Genomic DNA, 17,112 nt, shown 5'->3' on the forward strand with positions numbered 1-17,112 from the left:
AGCCCCTGTATGAGTTCCGTGCACGTCCAGGTCACCGGCTGTGACATAGCCGGATTTGCCCCGCCGCCCGCTGGCTACCGTAATCGGGCCTGAATCGGCCATGCACGACCACGGGGAAGAGGTGACGGCGGTGGCGGCGCCGATACGTTCACGCCTGCTCGATTTCCTGGAGCCGGATCCGGAATCGGAACCGGACCCGCACACCGCACCGGAACCGCGACCGCGCCCCTCCCGCCTGCTGGAGATCGCCGGGGCCACCCCTGCCCCGCGTGCGCCCGCGGACGGCCGGCCGGGTCCCCGGCCCGGTGTGCCGCCGTACGACACCCCGGTGTGCGTCCCGGCGCATCCGCGCTCCGTGGTGGGCACCGGCCGGAGCGGCCGCCCGGCGCGGCTGCCCTTCGTCTGCTTCGAGCTGTTCGAGCACCCCGCGCACGGCACGGTCGCCTTCGCCTTCACCTCGCCGTCGAAGCTGGCCGCGTCCCTCGGCGACGCCCAGCCATGGGTGGCGAGTTCGCTCGGGCCGCTGGCCGAGGGCATGGCGGAGCGGGGCGTCACCGTCCTGCTCGACCCGCGGACCGGACCCGCGGAACCCCACTGGCGGCCCGAGGACCTGGCCGCGTTCGCCCAGGAGGTACGCCGGTGACGGCCGACTTCAAGGTCATCTACGCGGACCTCACCGCGCTGGCCAAGACCTTCCACGACCAGGCCGGCGACTACCGCAAGCTCGCCCCGGACGTGTCCCCGCCCGTCGTCAGCGGCGGCGATCCGGGACTGGACTCCACGCTCAAGGAGGTCGCGGACCTGCTGATCGCCCTGCACACCGGGCTCGCCGACCGCATGGACGACCACGGCGACAAGGCCGCCTACGCACGCGACTCCTTCCACCGGCACGACGTGGACGTCCACGGTGTCTTCGCCGACCTCACCCCCGAGGAGTGGTCCTGATGGCCGACAGCTGGGTGGGCGGCGACATCGGTGGCCTGCACACGATGGCCGCCACGTACAAGGGCGCCAAGGAGAAGCTCGACGGCGTCGTCAAGCCGCTCGGCAAGGCCGTCGACCAGCTGGCGAGCGACGCCAGTTGGAAGGGCGAGGCCGCCGAGAAGTTCCGTTCCATGTGGAGCGAGGACGCGGTCACGGCCGGCGGCTTCGCCGAACTGGTGGCAGCGGCGGGCGAGATCGTCGAAACCCTCGCCCACGCCCTCTCCACGTGCGAGACGTCCCTTCAGAACGCGGAGCACGTCGCGGCCGGCAAGGGCGTGTCCACGGACGCCAAGGGCGCGCCGCTGCCGATGATGACGTCGAACCCGCCGAGCGCCGACGACCAGAAGGCCGTCTCCGCGATGAACGAGTACGCGAAGGTGCGCGACGGCATCCTGCACACCGCGCAGCACGCGCGGCTGGTGGCGGCGAAGCAACTCCAGGACCTGTACGCCAAGGTGACCGCGAAGGACTCCTCCGTGTCCACCGGGGACAAGGTCACGCTGTACGACGCCCTGCGCGGGCTGTACGCGTACGACGCCGAGGACGCGCGGGTCGGCGGCAAGAAGGCGCGCGAGAAGCTCGACGACGCCCGGCAGGCGGCGCAGGACGCCAAGAAGGAACTGCGCGCCGAGCGCAAGGCCTACCAGAAGGCCGGCAAGGCACTGCCCAAGGACCTGCCCGCCAAGAGCGCCTACCGCGACGCGGTCACCAAGGTGGACGCGCTGGAGGACGACATCGCGCGCGCCGACCACGGCAGCACGAAACTCCCGTACGACCGCGCGCTGAACGTCAAGCTCGCGGACGTCGCGGACGCCGTGCGGCTCGGCAAGGGGCTGGAAGCGGTGCCGGATGTCCTGCGGGAACTCCCCGTCCTGGACATCGCCGCGGCCGGCACCTGCGGGCTCCTGGAAGCCACCAACGACCACGACGCGGGCTGGTCCTGGCAGCGTTCCGTCGCGACCGACGAGGGCGCCAACGTCGGCGGTCTGGTCGCCGGAGCGGTGGTGGCGGGTGCCCTGCTGCCGGCCGAGGCGCCGGCCGCCGCCGTGGCCGCGGTCGGGGTGGGTGCGACGATTCTCGCGACCGGTGTCATCGACCACTCGCTGCACGAGCACTGGAGCGAGGACATCCACGACCACGGCGTGATCGGCGGCGTGGCGGTGGGCACCGGTCACGTGCTCAGTGACACCGGCAAGGATGTCGGGCGCATGGGAAAGGACATCTGGCATGGCGTCAAAAGCATCTTCTGAGGCCCCCGCGTCCGAGTCGTCCGTACCCGTCCCCGCCCTGCCGAAGCTGGGCCGCACCTGGTACCGGCGCGGCCCGCGGTACTGGCTGTGCCGCGCCCGTACGACGGTCTTCATCCTCCTGGTCCTGGCCATGTTCGGCTTCTTCGCGCTGAGTCTGTACGACGGGTTCACCAGCGAGTGGTCGCCGGGCGTCCGGACGGCGGTGAACTGGGCGCAGGCGGCCGGCGCGTGTGTGGCCGTGGTCTGGGGCTGGGTGACACAGCGCCGGGGCCACCGCGCGGCGCTGCTCGATCCGCCCTCCCCGGGCGAGACCGCGGCGGCCAAACGCGACCACGACAGGCGGGTTCCGGGCCGGATCGCGCTGGGCCGCGGCCTCGTCATCCTCGCCGCGCCCGTCCTGCCGGTGTTCGCCGCCTACGTCGCCGGCTGGCTGCTCGCCTGGACCACCGTGCGCGAATACCCGAGCGAGGTCGGCGCCCGCCGCTGGATGGAGGCCCAGAGCAGGCGCGCCGCGACGCGGTGAGCGCGGTCCCGGTCCCCGGCTGCCGGGGCTCGGCACCACCTGGTACCGGCGCGGTCCGCGCTACTGGCTGCGCCGTACCGTCAACACCCTTTTCCTGCTCCTCGTCCTGGCGTTCTTCTGCTTCATCGCGCTCCGGCTGTACGCGGGCGCCCCGCGCACCTGGCTGCCGGTGGCCGTGCGCCGGTGCTGGGACGTGACGCAGGCGGTGGCGTCCTGCGCGGCCCTGGTGTGGGGCTGGGTCAGGCAGCGGCGGGGTTCCGGGCCTGGTCGCCCTGGGACGCGGGCTCCTTCTCCTCGCCGCCCCCGTCCTGCCGGTGCCGGCGGCCTGGTGCGCCGGCTGGCTCCTGGCCGTCGTCACCGTCCGCGAGTACCCCGCCGAAGTCGGCGCCCGCCGTCGGCTGGAGGCGCGAAACGGGCGGATCGGTACGTCGTGAGCGCCCACCGGTGACCGGGCGGGCACCGTACGAGTTCGCGCTTTTGCCGCACAGGCAGTCGTGTGACACTGTCCTCCCCGCCCCTCCCGCGGGCCTCTTCCGTACCCCCTCAACGAGATGTGCGCCGTGCGTTCTCTGCCTCTGCCGCTCGCCCTCACCGCTCGGCTGACCCCGGTCGCGGTCCTCGCCTGCGCCGGGTGGGCGCTGTCCTCGGCTCCCGCCACCCCCCAGGCGTCCGCCACCGGGCACCGGCCCGCGGCGAGCGCGCCCGAACCCTCGTCGTCCGCCGCGCCCTCCGCCCCGGCCGCGACCGCGAAGGCGTACACCACCGCCTCCTCGCCCTGCTCCGCCGTGCCCGCCTCGACCGTCGCCGACCTGGTGCCCGGCGCGAAGCCGGCCGGCAAGGAGATCCCCTCGACCGACCCGACGCTGCGCCGCACCTGTTCCTGGAACGCCCTGCACGGCTACGACTACCACTGGCTCGACGTCTCCTACGAGATCGGCGACTCCGTGCAGGAGGCCGAGCAGGAGTACCGGCAGCAGGTGGACAAGAAGGGCGGCGGCGGCAGCGTGCCGGGGCTCGGGGACAGCGCGTACTCGGCGGTCAGCCTCTCCACCGAGGACAAGCAGCAGACCCGCGAGGGCGTGGTGGTGGTGCGCGTCTCCAACGCCCTGGTGGTGGTGACGTACAGCGGCAGCGACTTCGACACCAGGAAGGCGCCGGGGACGGACGAGATCAACAAGGGCGCCATCAAGGTGGCGCGCGCGGCGGTCGGGGCGCTCGGGGGCGGGCAGTCCGGGTCCGGGTCCGGCTGACCGCCCCCGCGCCTCCACCCCACGTTCAGGCGGGCGCCCTCCGACCGGTGGGCAGGGTCAGCGCCAGGTAGAGGACGAGCGCGGTGCCGAGGCCGACCGCCCAGCCGTAGTCCGCGAGCGGGGCGAGGGCCGGGATCGGACGGCCGTCGTACAGCGGTTTGAGGCTGGCGCCGCCGATCGCGAGGACGCCGCCGACGAGGAAGGCGAGGACCGCCCGCCAGTTCCAGCCGCCCGCGTACCAGTACCGGCCACCGGTGCGGTAGAGGTCGGCGAGGTCCAGCCGGGTGCGGCGCACGATCCAGTAGTCGGCGACGAGGATGCCCGCGACGGTGCCGAGCAGCCCGCCGACCAGGCCGAGCCAGGTGAAGATGTAGCCCTGCGGGTCGGAGTACAGCTTCCACGGGAAGATCAGCACCGCGAGGACGGCGGTGATCAGCGCGCCCGCGCGGAAACTCACCTTGCTGGGCGCCACGTTGGAGAAGTCGAAGGCCGGGGAGACCAGGTTGGCGGCGATGTTCACCGAGAGAGTCGCCACCAGGACGGTGACCAGGGCGTAGAGCAGACCGACCACGTTGTCGGTCTTCGCGGCCAGCTGCACCGGGTCCCAGACGGGCTTGCCGTAGACCGCCTGCGAGCCGGAGGTGACCAGCACGGACAGGAAGGCGAACAGCGTCATCGTGGTGGGCAGGCCGAGCGCCTGGCCCCGCGTCTGGGCCTGCTGGCTGCGGCCGTAGCGGGTGAAGTCCGGGATGTTCAGCGAGAGCGTGGACCAGAAGCCGATCATGCCCATGAGGGACGGCCAGAACAGCTTCCAGAACCGGCCGCCCCAGCCGAGCGTGGACGGCTGGTCGAACAGCGGACCGACCCCGCCCGCCCTGGACGCCATCCACCACAGCATCACGAACGCGCCGACCAGCACGAACGGCGCGGCCCAGTTCTCGAAGCGGCGGATGGTCTCCATCCCCCGGTAGATGATGGCCACTTGGAGCACCCAGAAGAGGGCGAACGACAGCCACATGGTCCAGGCGTAGCCGCCGAGGTGCGCCGCGTTCGCCCAGCTGTCGCCGATCAGTTTCCCGGCGAGGAAGTAGATGGCCTCGCCGCCGATCCAGGTCTGGATGCCGAACCAGCCGCAGGCCACCAACGCCCGTACGACGGCGGGGAGGTTGGCGCCGCGCACCCCGAAGGAGGCGCGGGCGAAGACCGGGAAGGGGATGCCGTACTTCGGTCCGGCGTGCCCGGTCAGCAGCATCGGCACCAGCACGACCAGGTTGGCGACGGCGATGGTGAACACCGCCTGCTTCCAGTCCATGCCGACGGCGATCAGACCGGAGGCCAGCGTCCAGGAGGCGGTGTTGTGGGCCATGCCGACCCACAGCGCGGAGAAGTTGTACGTCGTCCATGTGCGCCTGCCGGCCGGGACCGGGAGCAGGTCCTCGTTGGCGTAGCGGCCGCTGGGTCGTGGCGCGCCGGGGGCGATCTCCACCCGGCCGTCGGCCAGGGTGACTTGGGTGGGTGGTGGTATGTGGCCGGGAGCGGTGTCGGTCATGGGCGGGCCCCAATCGGGAACGAGGCGGGTCGGCACAAGCCCTTGCGGGCACCAGTCCCTCCCCGCGGGGAGGCGGGGAGGGACGACCAGGGGTGGGGGGTTGGGGCGGACCCCCGGCGGAACCGGGAGGAAGAGGAACGAACAGGGCTGGTGCGGCTAGGAGTTGACGGCCGGGATCACCTGTGTGCCGTAGGCGTCGATGGTGACCTCCTGCGCGTCGTGCATGTCGTAGAGCGCGAACTGGTCGACGCCCAGGGCGCGCAGGGCGGTCAGCTTCTCGATGTGCCGCTCGGGCGGGCCGATGAGACAGAAGCGGTCCACGATCTCGTCCGGCACGAACTCGGTGTCGGGGTTGCCGCTGCGTCCGTGGTGGGCGTAGTCGTAGCCCTGCCGGGCCTTGATGTACGCGGTGAGTTCCGCCGGGACCTGCGCGGAGTGTTCGCCGTACTTGGAGACCAGGTCGGCCACGTGGTTGCCGACCATGCCGCCGAACCAGCGGCACTGGTCGCGGGCGTGGGCGAGGGCTTCCGGCGAGTCGTCGGCGGTGACGTACGCCGGTGCCGCCACGCAGATGCTGACCTCGGCGGGGTCGCGCCCGGCCGCCTTCGCCGCGTCCTTGACGGCCTTCACCATGTACTCGGTGAGGTAGAGGTCGGCCAGCTGGAGGATGAAGCCGTCGGCCTCCTCGCCGGTCATCTTCAGCGCCCTGGGGCCGTACGCGGCCATCCAGACGGGCAGGTGGGCGCCCGGCCCGACCCAGGGGAACCTGACGACCGTGCCGCCGCCGAGGTCGGCGCCGTCGCCCCGGCCGAGGGCGCGGATCACCTTGATGGCCTCGCTTATCCGGGCGAGGGTGTTGGGCTTGCGGCCCGCGACGCGCATCGCGGAGTCGCCGCGGCCGATGCCGCACACGGTGCGGTTGCCGAACATGTCGTTGAGGGTGGCGAAGGTGGAGGCGGTGACCTCCGGGGTGCGGGTGGAGGGGTTGGTGACCATCGGCCCGACCGTCAGCCGCTCTGTCTGGGCGAGGATCTGGCTGTAGATGACGAACGGCTCCTGCCACAGCACGGCGGAGTCGAAGGTCCAGCCGTGGCTGAAGCCGTTGCGCTCGGCCCGCTGCATGAGGCCGATGACGCGGGAGGCCGGCGGGTCGGTCTGGAGGACGAGTCCGAAGTCCATGGGCGCTGCTCCTAGTTGAGGTACTGACAGGTGGAGCGCGGGGTGTAGACGCCGTGTCCGGCGTGCCCGGTGTACTCCCGCCGGTCGATGACGGTCTCGCCGCGCGAGAGGACCGTCTCCACCCGGCCGGTGATCCGCCTGCCCTCGTACGCCGAGTAGTCGACGTTCATGTGGTGCGTCTCGGCGGAGATCACCTGCGAGGCGTCCGGGTCGTAGATCACCACGTCGGCGTCGGCACCGGGCGCGATGGTGCCCTTCTTCGGGTACAGGCCGAACATCCGCGCCGGGGTGGCGCAGGCGATCTCGATCCAGCGGCGGCGGGAGATGTGCCCGTCGACCACGGCCTGGTGCAGGAGGTCCATGCGGTTCTCCACGCCCGGCATCCCGTTGGGGATCTTGGAGAAGTCGCCGCGGCCCAGCTCCTTCTGGCCGCTGAAGCAGAACGGGCAGTGGTCGGTGGAGACCACCTGGAGGTCGTTGGTGCGCAGGCCCCGCCAGAGCGCCGCCTGGTGCTCCCTGGGCCGCAGCGGCGTCGAGCACACGTACTTGGCGCCCTCGAAGTCCGGCTCGGCGAGGTTGTCGGTGGACAGGAACAGGTACTGCGGGCAGGTCTCGCCGAACACGTTCAGCCCGTCGTCGCGGGCCCGCGTCAGCTCGGCGAGCGCCTCGGCGGCCGAGACGTGCACGACGTACAGCGGGGCGCCCGCCACCTGGGCGAGCCGGATGGCGCGGTGGGTGGCCTCGGCCTCCAGCAGGGCCTTGCGGACCTCGCCGTGGTAGCGGGGGTCGGTCTCGCCGCGGGCGAGGGCCTGTTCGACCAGGACGTCGATGGCGATGCCGTTCTCGGCGTGCATCATGATCAGTCCGCCGTTGCCCGCGGCGCGCTGCATGGCGCGCAGGATCTGGCCGTCGTCGGAGTAGAACACGCCGGGGTAGGCCATGAACTGCTTGAAGGAGGTCACGCCCTCCTCGACGAGCAGGTCCATCTCCTTGAGCGTCTCCTCGTGCACATCGGAGACGATCATGTGGAAGGCGTAGTCGATCGCGCAGTTGCCCTCCGCCTTCTGGTGCCAGGCGTCCAGGCCCTCGCGCAGGGTGTGCCCGACGCTCTGGATGGCGAAGTCCACGATGGTGGTCGTACCGCCCCAGGCGGCGGCGCGGGTGCCGGTCTCGAAGGTGTCGGAGGCGTAGGTGCCGCCGAAGGGCATCTCCATGTGGGTGTGGCCGTCGACGCCGCCGGGGATGACGTATTTCCCGGTGGCGTCGATGACCCGGTCGGCGGTGAAGGTCTCGGCGGCGGGCGTATGGGAGGCGGCGAGGGCGGCGATGCGGCCGTCCTCGATCAGGACGTCGGCGTGGATCTCGTCGGACGCGGTGATGACGAGACCACCCCGGATGACGGTACGGCTGCTCATGCTGCTCCCTCGGATCACTCGGCTTCGGTCAGGGCGCCGTCAGGGGGCCGTACGCGCCCGGCGCCCGGTCCCGGTAGAACTGCCAGCGGTCGCGGACCTCGCGGAGCTTGGCCATGTCCAGGTCGCGGACGACCAGTTCGGGCTCCTTGTCACTGGCGATCTCGCCGACGTACTGGGCCTCGGGGTCCACGAAGTACGTCGTGCCGTAGAAGTCGTTGTCGCCCAGGTCCTCCACGCCGACCCGGTTGATCGCGCCGACGAAGTACTCGTTGGCGACGGCCGCGGCCGGCTGCTCCAGCTGCCACAGGTACCTGGACAGACCGCGGGAGGTGGCCGAGGGGTTGAAGACGATCTCGGCGCCCTGGAGGCCGAGCGCCCGCCAGCCCTCCGGGAAGTGGCGGTCGTAGCAGATGTAGACGCCGATCCGGCCGACTGCGGTGTCGAAGACGGGCCAGCCGCTGTTGCCGGGGCGGAAGTAGAACTTCTCCCAGAAGCCCCGCACTTGGGGGATGTGCGTCTTGCGGTACTTGCCGAGGTAGCTGCCGTCCGCGTCGATCACGGCGGCGGTGTTGTAGAGGACGCCCGGCTGCTCCTCCTCGTACATCGGCAGGACCAGCACGATGCCGAGGGCGCGGGCGAGGGACTGGAAGCGCTGGACGGTGGGACCCTCGGGGATGCGCTCGGCGTAGTCGTAGAACGCCGCGTCCTGCACCTGGCAGAAGTAGGGGCCGTAGAACAGCTCTTGGAAGCACAGGACCTGGGCGCCCTGTGCGGCCGCGTCGCGGACCGCCTGCTCATGCGCCTGGATCATGGATTCCTTGTCGCCGGTCCAGGCGGTCTGGAACAGGGCGGCACGGATCACTCGGCTCATCGGGACCTCCGGTAGCTGGGTGTGCGGTGAGCCTAGGAAGCGGGCGGGCCGGCTTCGACGGGCAGCGTGTCACGTCCCCGGCCGCTTCGCGTGCCACCGTGTCATGTCTGCGCTGGACCACGTTTCCCCGCCGTTTCCCCAGGTGGTCACGGGTTTCAGCGATGTTGCGCGTCATGCGCGAGCAGCGCGATGTGCACGGAGGCGGCCTGTTCGAAGTCGTCCAGGTCGACGCCGAGCCGGCCCTGTATGACCTCCAGGCGGCGGTAGAGCGCGGGCCGCGAGACATGGTGGAGGCGGGCGGTGCGGGACTTGTTGCGGCCGGTGGCGAGGTAGGTGCGCAGCACGCCCAGCAGTTCGGGTTCGGCCTGCCGCAGCAGCCCGTCCAGCTCCCGTTCCGCGAAGGCCTGCACATGCGGGTCCTCGCGCAACAGCCGTACGAGACCGCGCAGATGGACGTCCTTGAGGCGGACGACGGCGGGCAGGCCGAGGGCGGCGGCGGAGCCGGCGACGGCCTCGGCGACATGGCGGGCCTCGCGCAGCCCGGCGGGCACCTCGTCCCAGCCGGTGCGCGGGTCGGCGGCGGCGACCACGGCGTCCGGCCGCCCGCTGCCCTCGCGCAGCCGGGCCGCGAACAGCGCGGTGAGGGCGTCGGCGGGCCGGTCACGCGGGAGGCTGAGCAGCACGGCACTCACCCCGTCGGCCAGTTCGGCGGCGATCCCGGACAGGCCCAGCACCCGCAACAGCCGGTCCAGCACGGCGGGTTCGGCGTCCGGGACGACGAGCGGCACGAAGGTGCGCAGGTTGACCGGCAGCCCGGCGGCGCGGGCGCGGGGCAGCAGTTGGCGGGCCGGTACGACACCGGAGACGAGGTCGGTCAGCAGGCTCTGCGCGGACTGCTCCTCCCAGCTCGGCGCGGAGCCGGAGAGCATGCGGTGCAGGACCAGGGCCTCGGCGGCGCGGTCGGCGAGCAGCCGTCCGGTGGCCGTCTCGCCCCGGTAGCCGCACAGCAGCAGCCGGCCCCAGCGCTCGCCGCGCCCGCCGAGCTCGGCGCTGATCCAGGCGTCCAGGGCGCCGCCGCCGGCCTGCCGGGCGACCCGCTCCCAGTCGCGCAGCACGTCGTCCACGGCGGAACGCTCCCCCGCCGTGGCGAGGACGCGGTGGGCGAGGTTGGTGAGGACGACGGGGCAGGCGCTGTGCCGGGCGACCTCGTCGAGCAGCCGCTGGAGCGGGGCGCCGGAGGTGATCAGCGCGGTGAGGTCGGTGCGTACCGCCTCGGACAGGCTGACGGCCGCGAACTTGCGCCGCACCAGCCGGGACTGCACTTCCTCCGTCAACTCGGCGAAGGGGAACGGCCGGTGCAGTACGACCAGGGGCAGGCCGCAGCGTTCGGCGGCGCGGCGCATCACCTCGGGCGGGGCGGGGAAGGCCCGCCCGAGGCCGAGGACCACGGCGGCGGCCTCGGCCCGGTGCAGGGAGCGGATGTACTCGGCCTGCCGAATCTCGTCGCCGGCGAGGAGCACACCGGTGGTGAGCACCATCTCGCCGCCGGTGAGCATCACGCCCACGTCGGCGGCCTCGGCGACGTGCACCCAGCGCACCGGCCGGTCGAGGCCGCCGGCGCCGGCCACCACCTCGGGCTCCCCGGCGAGCACCCGCTCCAGCGTCAGCACCTGGCGCACGGACAGGGCGGGTTCCGGCGGGGCGGCGGGACGGGAGGCGGAGGTGGTGGTCATGGCCGTATCCCCTTGCTCGGCAGTGCCAGGTGTCCCCTTGGTGTACTACGCGTTCGTTACGCGTACGCGCTCCTGAGCGCGGCTTCCAGGACGGCGGCGCCCTCCTCGGCCTCCGCGACGGTCAGCGACAGCGGCGGGGCGATGCGCAGGGCACTGGTGTCGTGGCCGCCGCCCTTGCCGATGAGCAGGCCCCCGGCGCGGGCCGCCTCCAGGACGGCGGCGGCCGCCTGCGGATCGGCCTCGTCGGTGCCCGGCTTCACCAGCTCGACGCCGATCATCAGTCCGCGTCCGCGCACCTCGCGCACACCGGGCAGCTGGGCGGCGACGGCCCGCAGCCGCTCGATGAGCAGGCCGCCGACCCGGCGGGCGTTGCCCTGGAGGTCGTGGTCGAGGAGGTAGGCGAGGTTGGCGAGCCCGGCGGCCATGGTGAGCTGGGTGCCGCCGAAGGTGGAAATGCTGTTGGCGTCCAGGCAGTTCATGAGCTCGGCGCGGGCGATGACCCCGCCGATGGAGGCGCCGTTGCCGATGCCCTTGGCGAAGGTGACGATGTCCGGGGGGCCGCTCGCGGCGTGTGCCCCCCAGCCCCAGAAGTGGTCGCCGGTGCGGCCCCAGCCGGTCTGCACCTCGTCGGAGATCCACAACGTGCCGCGTTCGGCGAGCAGTTCGCGGAAGTGGGCATAGAGACCGTCGGGCGGCGAGGTGAACCCGCCGACGCCCTGGATGGGTTCGGCGATCAGCGCGGCCGGGGGCCGGGTGTGGCCGAGGACGTCCTTGAGGTCGGCGACGCAGGCGTCGATGAAGGCCCGGTCGTCCAGGTGCGCGAAGGGGCCCCGGGTGCGCACGCCGCCGTGCACGTACAGGGTCTGGAGCGGGGACAGGGAGGTCGGGGACCAGGTGCGGTTGCCGGTGATGCCGACGGTGGAGAAGGAGCGGCCGTGGTAGCTGTTGCGCATGGCCAGGACGGTGTTGCTGTGGCGGTAGGTGGTGGCGAGCAGCAGGGCGGTGTCGTTGGCCTCGGTGCCGGAGGTGGTGAAGAAGACGCGGGCGTCGGGGATGCCGCTCACCTGGGCGATGCGCTCGGCGAGTTCGACCATCGGGCGGTTGAGGTAGAGGGTCGAGGAGTGCAGGATGCGCCCGGCCTGCTCGCTGACCGCCTTGGTGACCTCGGGCAGCGCGTGCGCGGTCATGGTGGTGAGGATGCCGCCGAAGAAGTCCAGGTAGCGGTTGCCGTCGGAGTCCCAGACGTACCGGCCCTCGCCGTGGGTGATCTCGATCGGGTCGTCGTAGTAGAGGGCGAGCCAGTCGGGCATCACCCTGCGGTGGCGGGAGTAGAGGTCGCTCACGGCTGCACCAGCCCTTCGTAGGCGTCGGGACGGCGGTCGCGGTAGAAGGCCCACTGCTGCCGTACCTCGTCGATGAGTGCGAAGTCCAGGTCACGGACGAGGAGTTCCTCGTCCTTGTCGCCCGCCGTGCCGCCGACGAAGCGGCCGCGGGGGTCCACGAAGTACGACGTCCCGTAGAAGTCGTTGTCCCCGTACTCCTCCTGTCCCACCCGGTTGATGGCGGCGACGAAGTACTCGTTGGCGACGGCCGCCGCGGGCTGCTCCAGCTGCCAGAGGTGGGCGGACAGACCCCGGTGGGTGGCGGAGGGGTTGAAGACGATCTCGGCGCCCTGGAGGCCGAGCGCCCGCCAGCCCTCCGGGAAGTGGCGGTCGTAGCAGATGGCGACGCCGACCTTGCCGACGGCGGTGTCGAAGACGGGCCAGCCGCGGTTGCCGGGGCGGAAGTAGTACTTCTCCCAGAAGCCCTCGACCTGGGGGATGTGGTGCTTGCGGTAGGTGCCGAGGTAGCTGCCGTCGGCGTCGATCACGGCGGCGGTGTTGTAGTAGAACCCGGACCGCTCGACCTCGAAGACCGGTGCGACGATCACCATCCCGGTCTCCCGCGCGAGGTCCCGCATCCGCCGCACGGTCGGCCCGTCGGGCACGGGCTCGGCCCACCGGAAGTGCTCCCGGTCCTGGACCTGGCAGAAGTAGGGGGCGTTGAACACCTCCTGGAACCCGATGATCCGCGCCCCCTGCCGGGCCGCCTCGCGGGCGTGCGCCTCGTGTTTCGCCACCATGGACTCGGTGTCGCCGGTCCAGGTGGCCTGGACCAGTGCGGCGCGGACGACGTCGGCCATGAGCCGCTCCTTCGACATGACGTCAGAGCCTCTACGCCCGTAGACGGACCGCAGAGGCCACGAAGGTAAGCCCCGTGGGGCGGCTTGCCAAGACCATCGCCACGATGCCGCCGATTCGCACTCCGGTGGGTGAGCCGGGGTTCCGAGCCTGGGCGCCGTGGGGGTCCGCGGGTGCGTCGTGGCTGGTCGGGCCCGCGCGGCGGAGCCCCGGACGGCAGAGCGCCGCGCCCTTCGGGGGCGCTCAGGCGGCCAGCAGCGTGCAGTGCACCGCCAGCTCGTCCATCGACAGGCCGAGGGATCTCGCCAGCGCGGCCACCGTGAAGAAGGCCGGGGTCGGGGCGCGGCCGGTTTCGATCTTGCGGAGGGTCTCGGCCGAGATGCCCGCCGCGGCGGCGACCTCGACCATGCTGCGGTCACCGCGCGCCTCGCGCAGCAGCCGCCCGAGCCGCTCGCCGCGTTCGTGTTCTTCGGGGGTGAGGGGGGTGCGCACCATGCGTCCATTGTGCCCGCCGCCCTGTCCCATTCCCATACCGCCCGCCCGGCCGGCCGGCACCCACCCATACGCGACCCAATTCAAATACCGGTATAGTAATTGGCATGGTGGAACTGAAGACAGACGCGTCCATCGACGCGATGCATGCCGCGGGCCAGGTCGTCGGGCAGGCCCTGAGTGCCGTACACAAGGCCGCGGACGTGGGGGTCTCGCTGCTGGAGCTCGACGAGGTGGCGCGGGAGGTGCTGCGGGCGGCGGGGGCCACCTCGCCCTTCCTCGGGTACCGGCCCTCCTTCGCCCCGACGCCCTTCCCCGCGGTGATCTGCGCCTCGGTCAACGACGCGATCGTGCACGGCATCCCCACCGGGTACCGGCTGCGCGACGGCGACCTGGTCTCCATCGACTGCGGGGCCCTGCTGGACGGCTGGGCCGGCGACTCGGCGATCAGCTTCGTGGTGGGCCGCCCGCGGCCCGAGGACGTACGGCTGGTGGAGACCGCCGAGCGGGCGCTGGCGGCCGGCATCGCGGCGGCCGTCGCCGGCAACCGCATCGGCGACATCGCGCACGCCGTCGGCCGGGTCTGCCGTACGGCGGGCTACGGCGTCCCGCAGGACTTCGGCGGCCATGGCATCGGCCGCCGTATGCACGAGGACCCCGGCGTGCCCAACGAGGGCCGCCCCGGCCGCGGGCTGCTCCTGCGCCCCGGCCTGGTCCTGGCGATCGAGCCGATGCTGATCGGGGGCGGCCGTGACGACTACTACGCCGCCCCCGACGGCTGGACCCTGCGCACGACGGACGGCTCCCGCGCGGCGCACGCGGAACACACGGTGGCGATCACGGAGAACGGCCCGCGCATCCTGACGGCACGCGTCCCGGCCTGAGGGGCGCGGGGCCGTGTTCCATGTGCGGCTCCGCCGCGCGGGCGCGATCGACCAGGACGGACCCGCACGCCGCCGTACCACCCTCACTTGGGCGGACATGCCCGCCCCCACACTTCATGCCATCGTGGGCATGAGCAGCCCCACCCCGGTTACCCGGCGGAGCCACCGTCAGCGAAGGAACGCATCGCCATGACCAACGGCTACCCTCCTGACCCCTTCGGCGAATTCCTCGCCCGCTTCTTCAGCGGGGCCGCCGGGGGCGGCAGCGCGCCCGGCCCGCGGCACATCGACATCGGCCGGCTGCTCAGCCAGCCGGCGCGGGAGCTGGTCAAAGGGGCGGCGCAGTACGCGGCCGAGCACGGCAGCCGGGACCTGGACACCCAGCATCTGCTGCGCGCGGCCGTCTCCACGGAGCCCACGCGGAGCCTGCTGAGCCGGGCCGGGGCCGATCCGGACTCGCTCGCCACGGAGATCGACGACCGGGCCGGCCCGGTGCAGCACCCGCCGGGCGAGGTGCCGCCGCCGACCTCGCTGTCCCTGACCCCCGCGGTGAAGCGGGCCCTGCTGGACGCGCACGACATGGCCCGCTCCAGCGGCGCGGGGTACATCGGCCCGGAGCATGTGCTCAGCGCGCTGGCCGCGAACCCGGACTCGGCCGCGGGGCACATCCTGCACGCGGCCCGCTTCCCGGCGAGCGGGCTGCCGCCGGATCCGCCCGAGAGCACCGGCCAGGTCCGTGTGGAGCGGCAGCGGGCCACCGGCACGCCCACGCTGGACAAGTACGGCCGCGATCTGACCGATCTGGCCCGCGAGGGCCGGGTCGACCCGGTGATCGGCCGGGACACCGAGATCGAACAGACCATCGAGGTGCTGTCCCGGCGCGGCAAGAACAACCCGGTGCTGATCGGCGACGCGGGCGTGGGCAAGACGGCCATCGTGGAGGGCCTCGCGCAGCGGATCGCCGACGGCGACGTGCCGGACCAGCTGGCCGGGCGGCGGGTGGTCGCCCTCGATCTGACCGGGGTGGTGGCCGGCACCCGCTACCGGGGCGACTTCGAGGAGCGTCTGAACAACATCGTGGAGGAGATCCGCGCCAACTCCGACCGGCTGATCGTGTTCATCGACGAGCTGCACACCGTCGTCGGCGCGGGCTCCGGCGGCGAGGGCGGCGCGATGGACGCGGGCAACATCCTCAAGCCCGCGCTGGCCCGCGGCGAGCTGCACATCGTGGGCGCGACCACCCTGGAGGAGTTCCGCCGGATCGAGAAGGACGCGGCGCTGGCCCGGCGCTTCCAGCCGGTCCTGGTGCCCGAGCCGACCGTGCCGGACACCATCGAGATCCTGCGCGGGCTGCGCGACCGCTACGAGGCCCACCACCAGGTCCGCTACTCCGACGAGGCGCTCGTCGCCGCCGTGGAGCTGTCCGACCGGTATCTCACCGACCGGCGGCTGCCGGACAAGGCGATCGACCTGATCGACCAGGCGGGCGCCCGCGTCCGGCTCGGCGCGCGCACCAAGGGCACCGATGTGCGCGCGATGGAGCGCGAGGTGGACCAGCTGGTCCGGGACAAGGACCAGGCGGTCGCCGACGAGGACTACGAGCAGGCCAAGCAGCTGCGCGACCGGATCGCCGAGCTGAAGGGGCGCATCACCGAGGTCAGCGGGGGCGGGCAGGCCGACGAGGGGCAGCTGGAGGTGACCGCGGAGTCCATCGCCGAGGTGGTCTCGCGGCAGACCGGCATCCCGGTCAGCCGGCTCACCCAGGAGGAGAAGGAGCGGCTGCTCGGTCTGGAGGAGCACCTCCACCAGCGGGTCGTCGGCCAGGAGGAGGCGGTCGCGGTGGTCGCCGAGGCGGTGCTGCGCTCGCGTGCCGGGCTCGCCAGCCCCGCCCGCCCGATCGGCAGCTTCCTCTTCCTCGGCCCGACCGGCGTCGGCAAGACGGAGCTGGCCCGCGCGCTCGCGGAGGCGCTGTTCGGCAGCGAGGACCGGATGGTCCGCCTCGACATGAGCGAGTACCAGGAGCGGCACACCGTCTCCCGGCTGGTCGGCGCCCCGCCCGGCTACGTCGGCCACGAGGAGGCGGGACAGCTCACCGAGGTGGTGCGCCGGCACCCGTACTCCCTGCTGCTGCTCGATGAGGTGGAGAAGGCGCATCCGGACGTCTTCAACATCCTGCTCCAGGTGCTGGACGACGGCCGGCTCACCGACTCCCAGGGCCGCACGGTGGACTTCACCAACACGGTCATCGTGATGACCAGCAACCTCGGCTCCGAGGCCATCACCCGGCGCGGCGCCGGGATCGGCTTCGGGCCGGGCGGTGCGGAGGCCGACGAGGAGGCGCGGCGCGAGCAGATCATGCGGCCGCTGCGCGAGCACTTCCGGCCCGAGTTCCTCAACCGCATCGACGAGATCGTGGTCTTCCGGCAGCTCACCAGCGAGCAACTGCGGCAGATCACCGACCTGTTGCTGGAGAGCACCCGGCGGCTGCTGGACGGGCAGGGCGTCGGGGTGGAGTTCACGGACGCGGCGGTCGACTGGATCGCCGAGCGCGGCTACCAACCGGAGTACGGCGCCCGGCCGTTGCGCCGCACCATCCAGCGCGAGGTGGACAACCGGCTGTCGCGGCTGCTGCTGGACGGCACGATCTCCGAGGGCGGCCACGTCACGGTGGACGTCGAGGACGGGCGGCTGGTCTTCCGGACGGCCGGGACGCCGGGAGCCACCCCCGAGGCCCAAAAGGCCCCGCCCGCCGGTCCGTTGGCGTGAGAGCCGTGCGCGAGGGCGCCGGGGACGAGCCGTCCC

General features: G+C 72.4%; 15 protein-coding genes. 7 read left to right on the forward strand and 8 right to left on the reverse strand.

Translation table 11 applies throughout. The annotated features are described in order from the left end of the window. The first annotated feature begins 100 nt into the window (after nt 1-100). The 5 genes from ACE4Q9_RS05820 to ACE4Q9_RS05840 all read left to right on the forward strand — a co-directional run bounded on the left by ACE4Q9_RS05820 (nt 101) and on the right by ACE4Q9_RS05840 (nt 4,007). Nucleotides 101-643: an SAV_915 family protein gene (locus tag ACE4Q9_RS05820; RefSeq protein WP_397983141.1), complete on the forward strand. Its 543-nt coding sequence runs from the start codon at nt 101-103 to the stop codon at nt 641-643. Next, nucleotides 640-945, forward strand: coding sequence for a DUF6317 family protein (locus tag ACE4Q9_RS05825; RefSeq protein ID WP_397983142.1), 306 nt, complete (start codon nt 640-642; stop codon nt 943-945). Before ACE4Q9_RS05820 ends, ACE4Q9_RS05825 begins: the two co-directional genes overlap by 4 nt. Further along, a complete protein-coding gene (locus ACE4Q9_RS05830) occupies nt 945-2,234 on the forward strand; it encodes a hypothetical protein (protein ID WP_397983143.1) in 1,290 nt (429 codons plus the stop codon). The genes ACE4Q9_RS05825 and ACE4Q9_RS05830 overlap by 1 nt, the downstream gene beginning before the upstream one ends. Further along, nucleotides 2,212-2,757 (forward strand): hypothetical protein, encoded by a 546-nt coding sequence (locus ACE4Q9_RS05835; protein WP_397983144.1) that lies wholly within the window; start codon nt 2,212-2,214, stop codon nt 2,755-2,757. Before ACE4Q9_RS05830 ends, ACE4Q9_RS05835 begins: the two co-directional genes overlap by 23 nt. Before the next feature lie 560 nt (nt 2,758-3,317). Beyond that, nucleotides 3,318-4,007: a hypothetical protein gene (locus ACE4Q9_RS05840; RefSeq protein WP_397983145.1), complete on the forward strand. Its 690-nt coding sequence runs from the start codon at nt 3,318-3,320 to the stop codon at nt 4,005-4,007. 25 nt (nt 4,008-4,032) lie between these two features. On the opposite strand, the gene ACE4Q9_RS05845 is transcribed toward ACE4Q9_RS05840, so the two are convergent. The 8 genes from ACE4Q9_RS05845 to ACE4Q9_RS05880 form a co-directional block, all read right to left on the reverse strand. Further along, complete coding sequence (locus ACE4Q9_RS05845) at nt 4,033-5,556, reverse strand: NCS1 family nucleobase:cation symporter-1 (RefSeq protein ID WP_397983146.1); 1,524 nt, start codon at nt 5,554-5,556, stop codon at nt 4,033-4,035. A gap of 156 nt (nt 5,557-5,712) precedes the next feature. Next, on the reverse strand, nt 5,713-6,735 hold the full coding sequence (locus tag ACE4Q9_RS05850) for a TIGR03842 family LLM class F420-dependent oxidoreductase (RefSeq protein WP_397983147.1): 1,023 nt from the start codon (nt 6,733-6,735) through the stop codon (nt 5,713-5,715). An 11-nt stretch (nt 6,736-6,746) separates the two neighbouring features. Then, a complete protein-coding gene (gene hydA / locus ACE4Q9_RS05855; protein ID WP_397983148.1) occupies nt 6,747-8,150 on the reverse strand; it encodes a dihydropyrimidinase in 1,404 nt (467 codons plus the stop codon). Nucleotides 8,151-8,178: 28 nt separating this feature from the next. Further along, entirely contained in the window at nt 8,179-9,021 is an 843-nt protein-coding gene (locus ACE4Q9_RS05860; protein ID WP_397983149.1) for a nitrilase-related carbon-nitrogen hydrolase, read from the reverse strand. Nucleotides 9,022-9,176: 155 nt separating this feature from the next. Beyond that, nucleotides 9,177-10,754, reverse strand: coding sequence for a PucR family transcriptional regulator (locus tag ACE4Q9_RS05865; protein ID WP_397983150.1), 1,578 nt, complete (start codon nt 10,752-10,754; stop codon nt 9,177-9,179). 56 nt (nt 10,755-10,810) lie between these two features. Further along, nucleotides 10,811-12,097, reverse strand: coding sequence for an aspartate aminotransferase family protein (locus ACE4Q9_RS05870; protein ID WP_397983151.1), 1,287 nt, complete (start codon nt 12,095-12,097; stop codon nt 10,811-10,813). Continuing rightward, nucleotides 12,094-12,936, reverse strand: a complete 843-nt coding sequence (locus tag ACE4Q9_RS05875; protein ID WP_397983152.1) for a nitrilase-related carbon-nitrogen hydrolase — start codon at nt 12,934-12,936, stop codon at nt 12,094-12,096. The genes ACE4Q9_RS05870 and ACE4Q9_RS05875 overlap by 4 nt, the downstream gene beginning before the upstream one ends. 241 nt (nt 12,937-13,177) lie before the next feature. Continuing rightward, entirely contained in the window at nt 13,178-13,429 is a 252-nt protein-coding gene (locus tag ACE4Q9_RS05880) for a helix-turn-helix domain-containing protein (protein ID WP_397983153.1), read from the reverse strand. Between the two features lie 104 nt (nt 13,430-13,533). Between ACE4Q9_RS05880 and map the strand changes: the two genes are divergently transcribed. Then, nucleotides 13,534-14,310, forward strand: coding sequence for a type I methionyl aminopeptidase (gene map / locus ACE4Q9_RS05885; RefSeq protein ID WP_397983154.1), 777 nt, complete (start codon nt 13,534-13,536; stop codon nt 14,308-14,310). 189 nt (nt 14,311-14,499) lie between these two features. Beyond that, the gene (locus tag ACE4Q9_RS05890) at nt 14,500-17,076 is read left to right on the forward strand and encodes an ATP-dependent Clp protease ATP-binding subunit (RefSeq protein WP_397983155.1); all 2,577 of its coding nucleotides are present in this window, start codon (nt 14,500-14,502) and stop codon (nt 17,074-17,076) included. Nucleotides 17,077-17,112 lie beyond the last annotated feature (36 nt).

It is taken from the genome of Streptomyces sp. AM6-12 (genome assembly GCF_044327085.1).
Classification (GTDB): domain Bacteria; phylum Actinomycetota; class Actinomycetes; order Streptomycetales; family Streptomycetaceae; genus Streptomyces.

Coding starts and splice junctions, on each gene's coding strand:
- ACE4Q9_RS05820 (WP_397983141.1), top strand. CDS start 101: ATGCACGACCACGGGGAAGAGGTGACGGCGGTGGCGGCGCCGATACGT.
- ACE4Q9_RS05830 (WP_397983143.1), top strand. CDS start 945: ATGGCCGACAGCTGGGTGGGCGGCGACATCGGTGGCCTGCACACGATG.
- ACE4Q9_RS05835 (WP_397983144.1), top strand. CDS start 2,212: ATGGCGTCAAAAGCATCTTCTGAGGCCCCCGCGTCCGAGTCGTCCGTA.
- ACE4Q9_RS05845 (WP_397983146.1), bottom strand. CDS start 5,556: ATGACCGACACCGCTCCCGGCCACATACCACCACCCACCCAAGTCACC.
- ACE4Q9_RS05850 (WP_397983147.1), bottom strand. CDS start 6,735: ATGGACTTCGGACTCGTCCTCCAGACCGACCCGCCGGCCTCCCGCGTC.
- hydA (WP_397983148.1), bottom strand. CDS start 8,150: ATGAGCAGCCGTACCGTCATCCGGGGTGGTCTCGTCATCACCGCGTCC.
- ACE4Q9_RS05860 (WP_397983149.1), bottom strand. CDS start 9,021: ATGAGCCGAGTGATCCGTGCCGCCCTGTTCCAGACCGCCTGGACCGGC.
- ACE4Q9_RS05865 (WP_397983150.1), bottom strand. CDS start 10,754: ATGACCACCACCTCCGCCTCCCGTCCCGCCGCCCCGCCGGAACCCGCC.
- ACE4Q9_RS05875 (WP_397983152.1), bottom strand. CDS start 12,936: ATGGCCGACGTCGTCCGCGCCGCACTGGTCCAGGCCACCTGGACCGGC.
- ACE4Q9_RS05880 (WP_397983153.1), bottom strand. CDS start 13,429: ATGGTGCGCACCCCCCTCACCCCCGAAGAACACGAACGCGGCGAGCGG.
- map (WP_397983154.1), top strand. CDS start 13,534: ATGGTGGAACTGAAGACAGACGCGTCCATCGACGCGATGCATGCCGCG.
- ACE4Q9_RS05890 (WP_397983155.1), top strand. CDS start 14,500: ATGACCAACGGCTACCCTCCTGACCCCTTCGGCGAATTCCTCGCCCGC.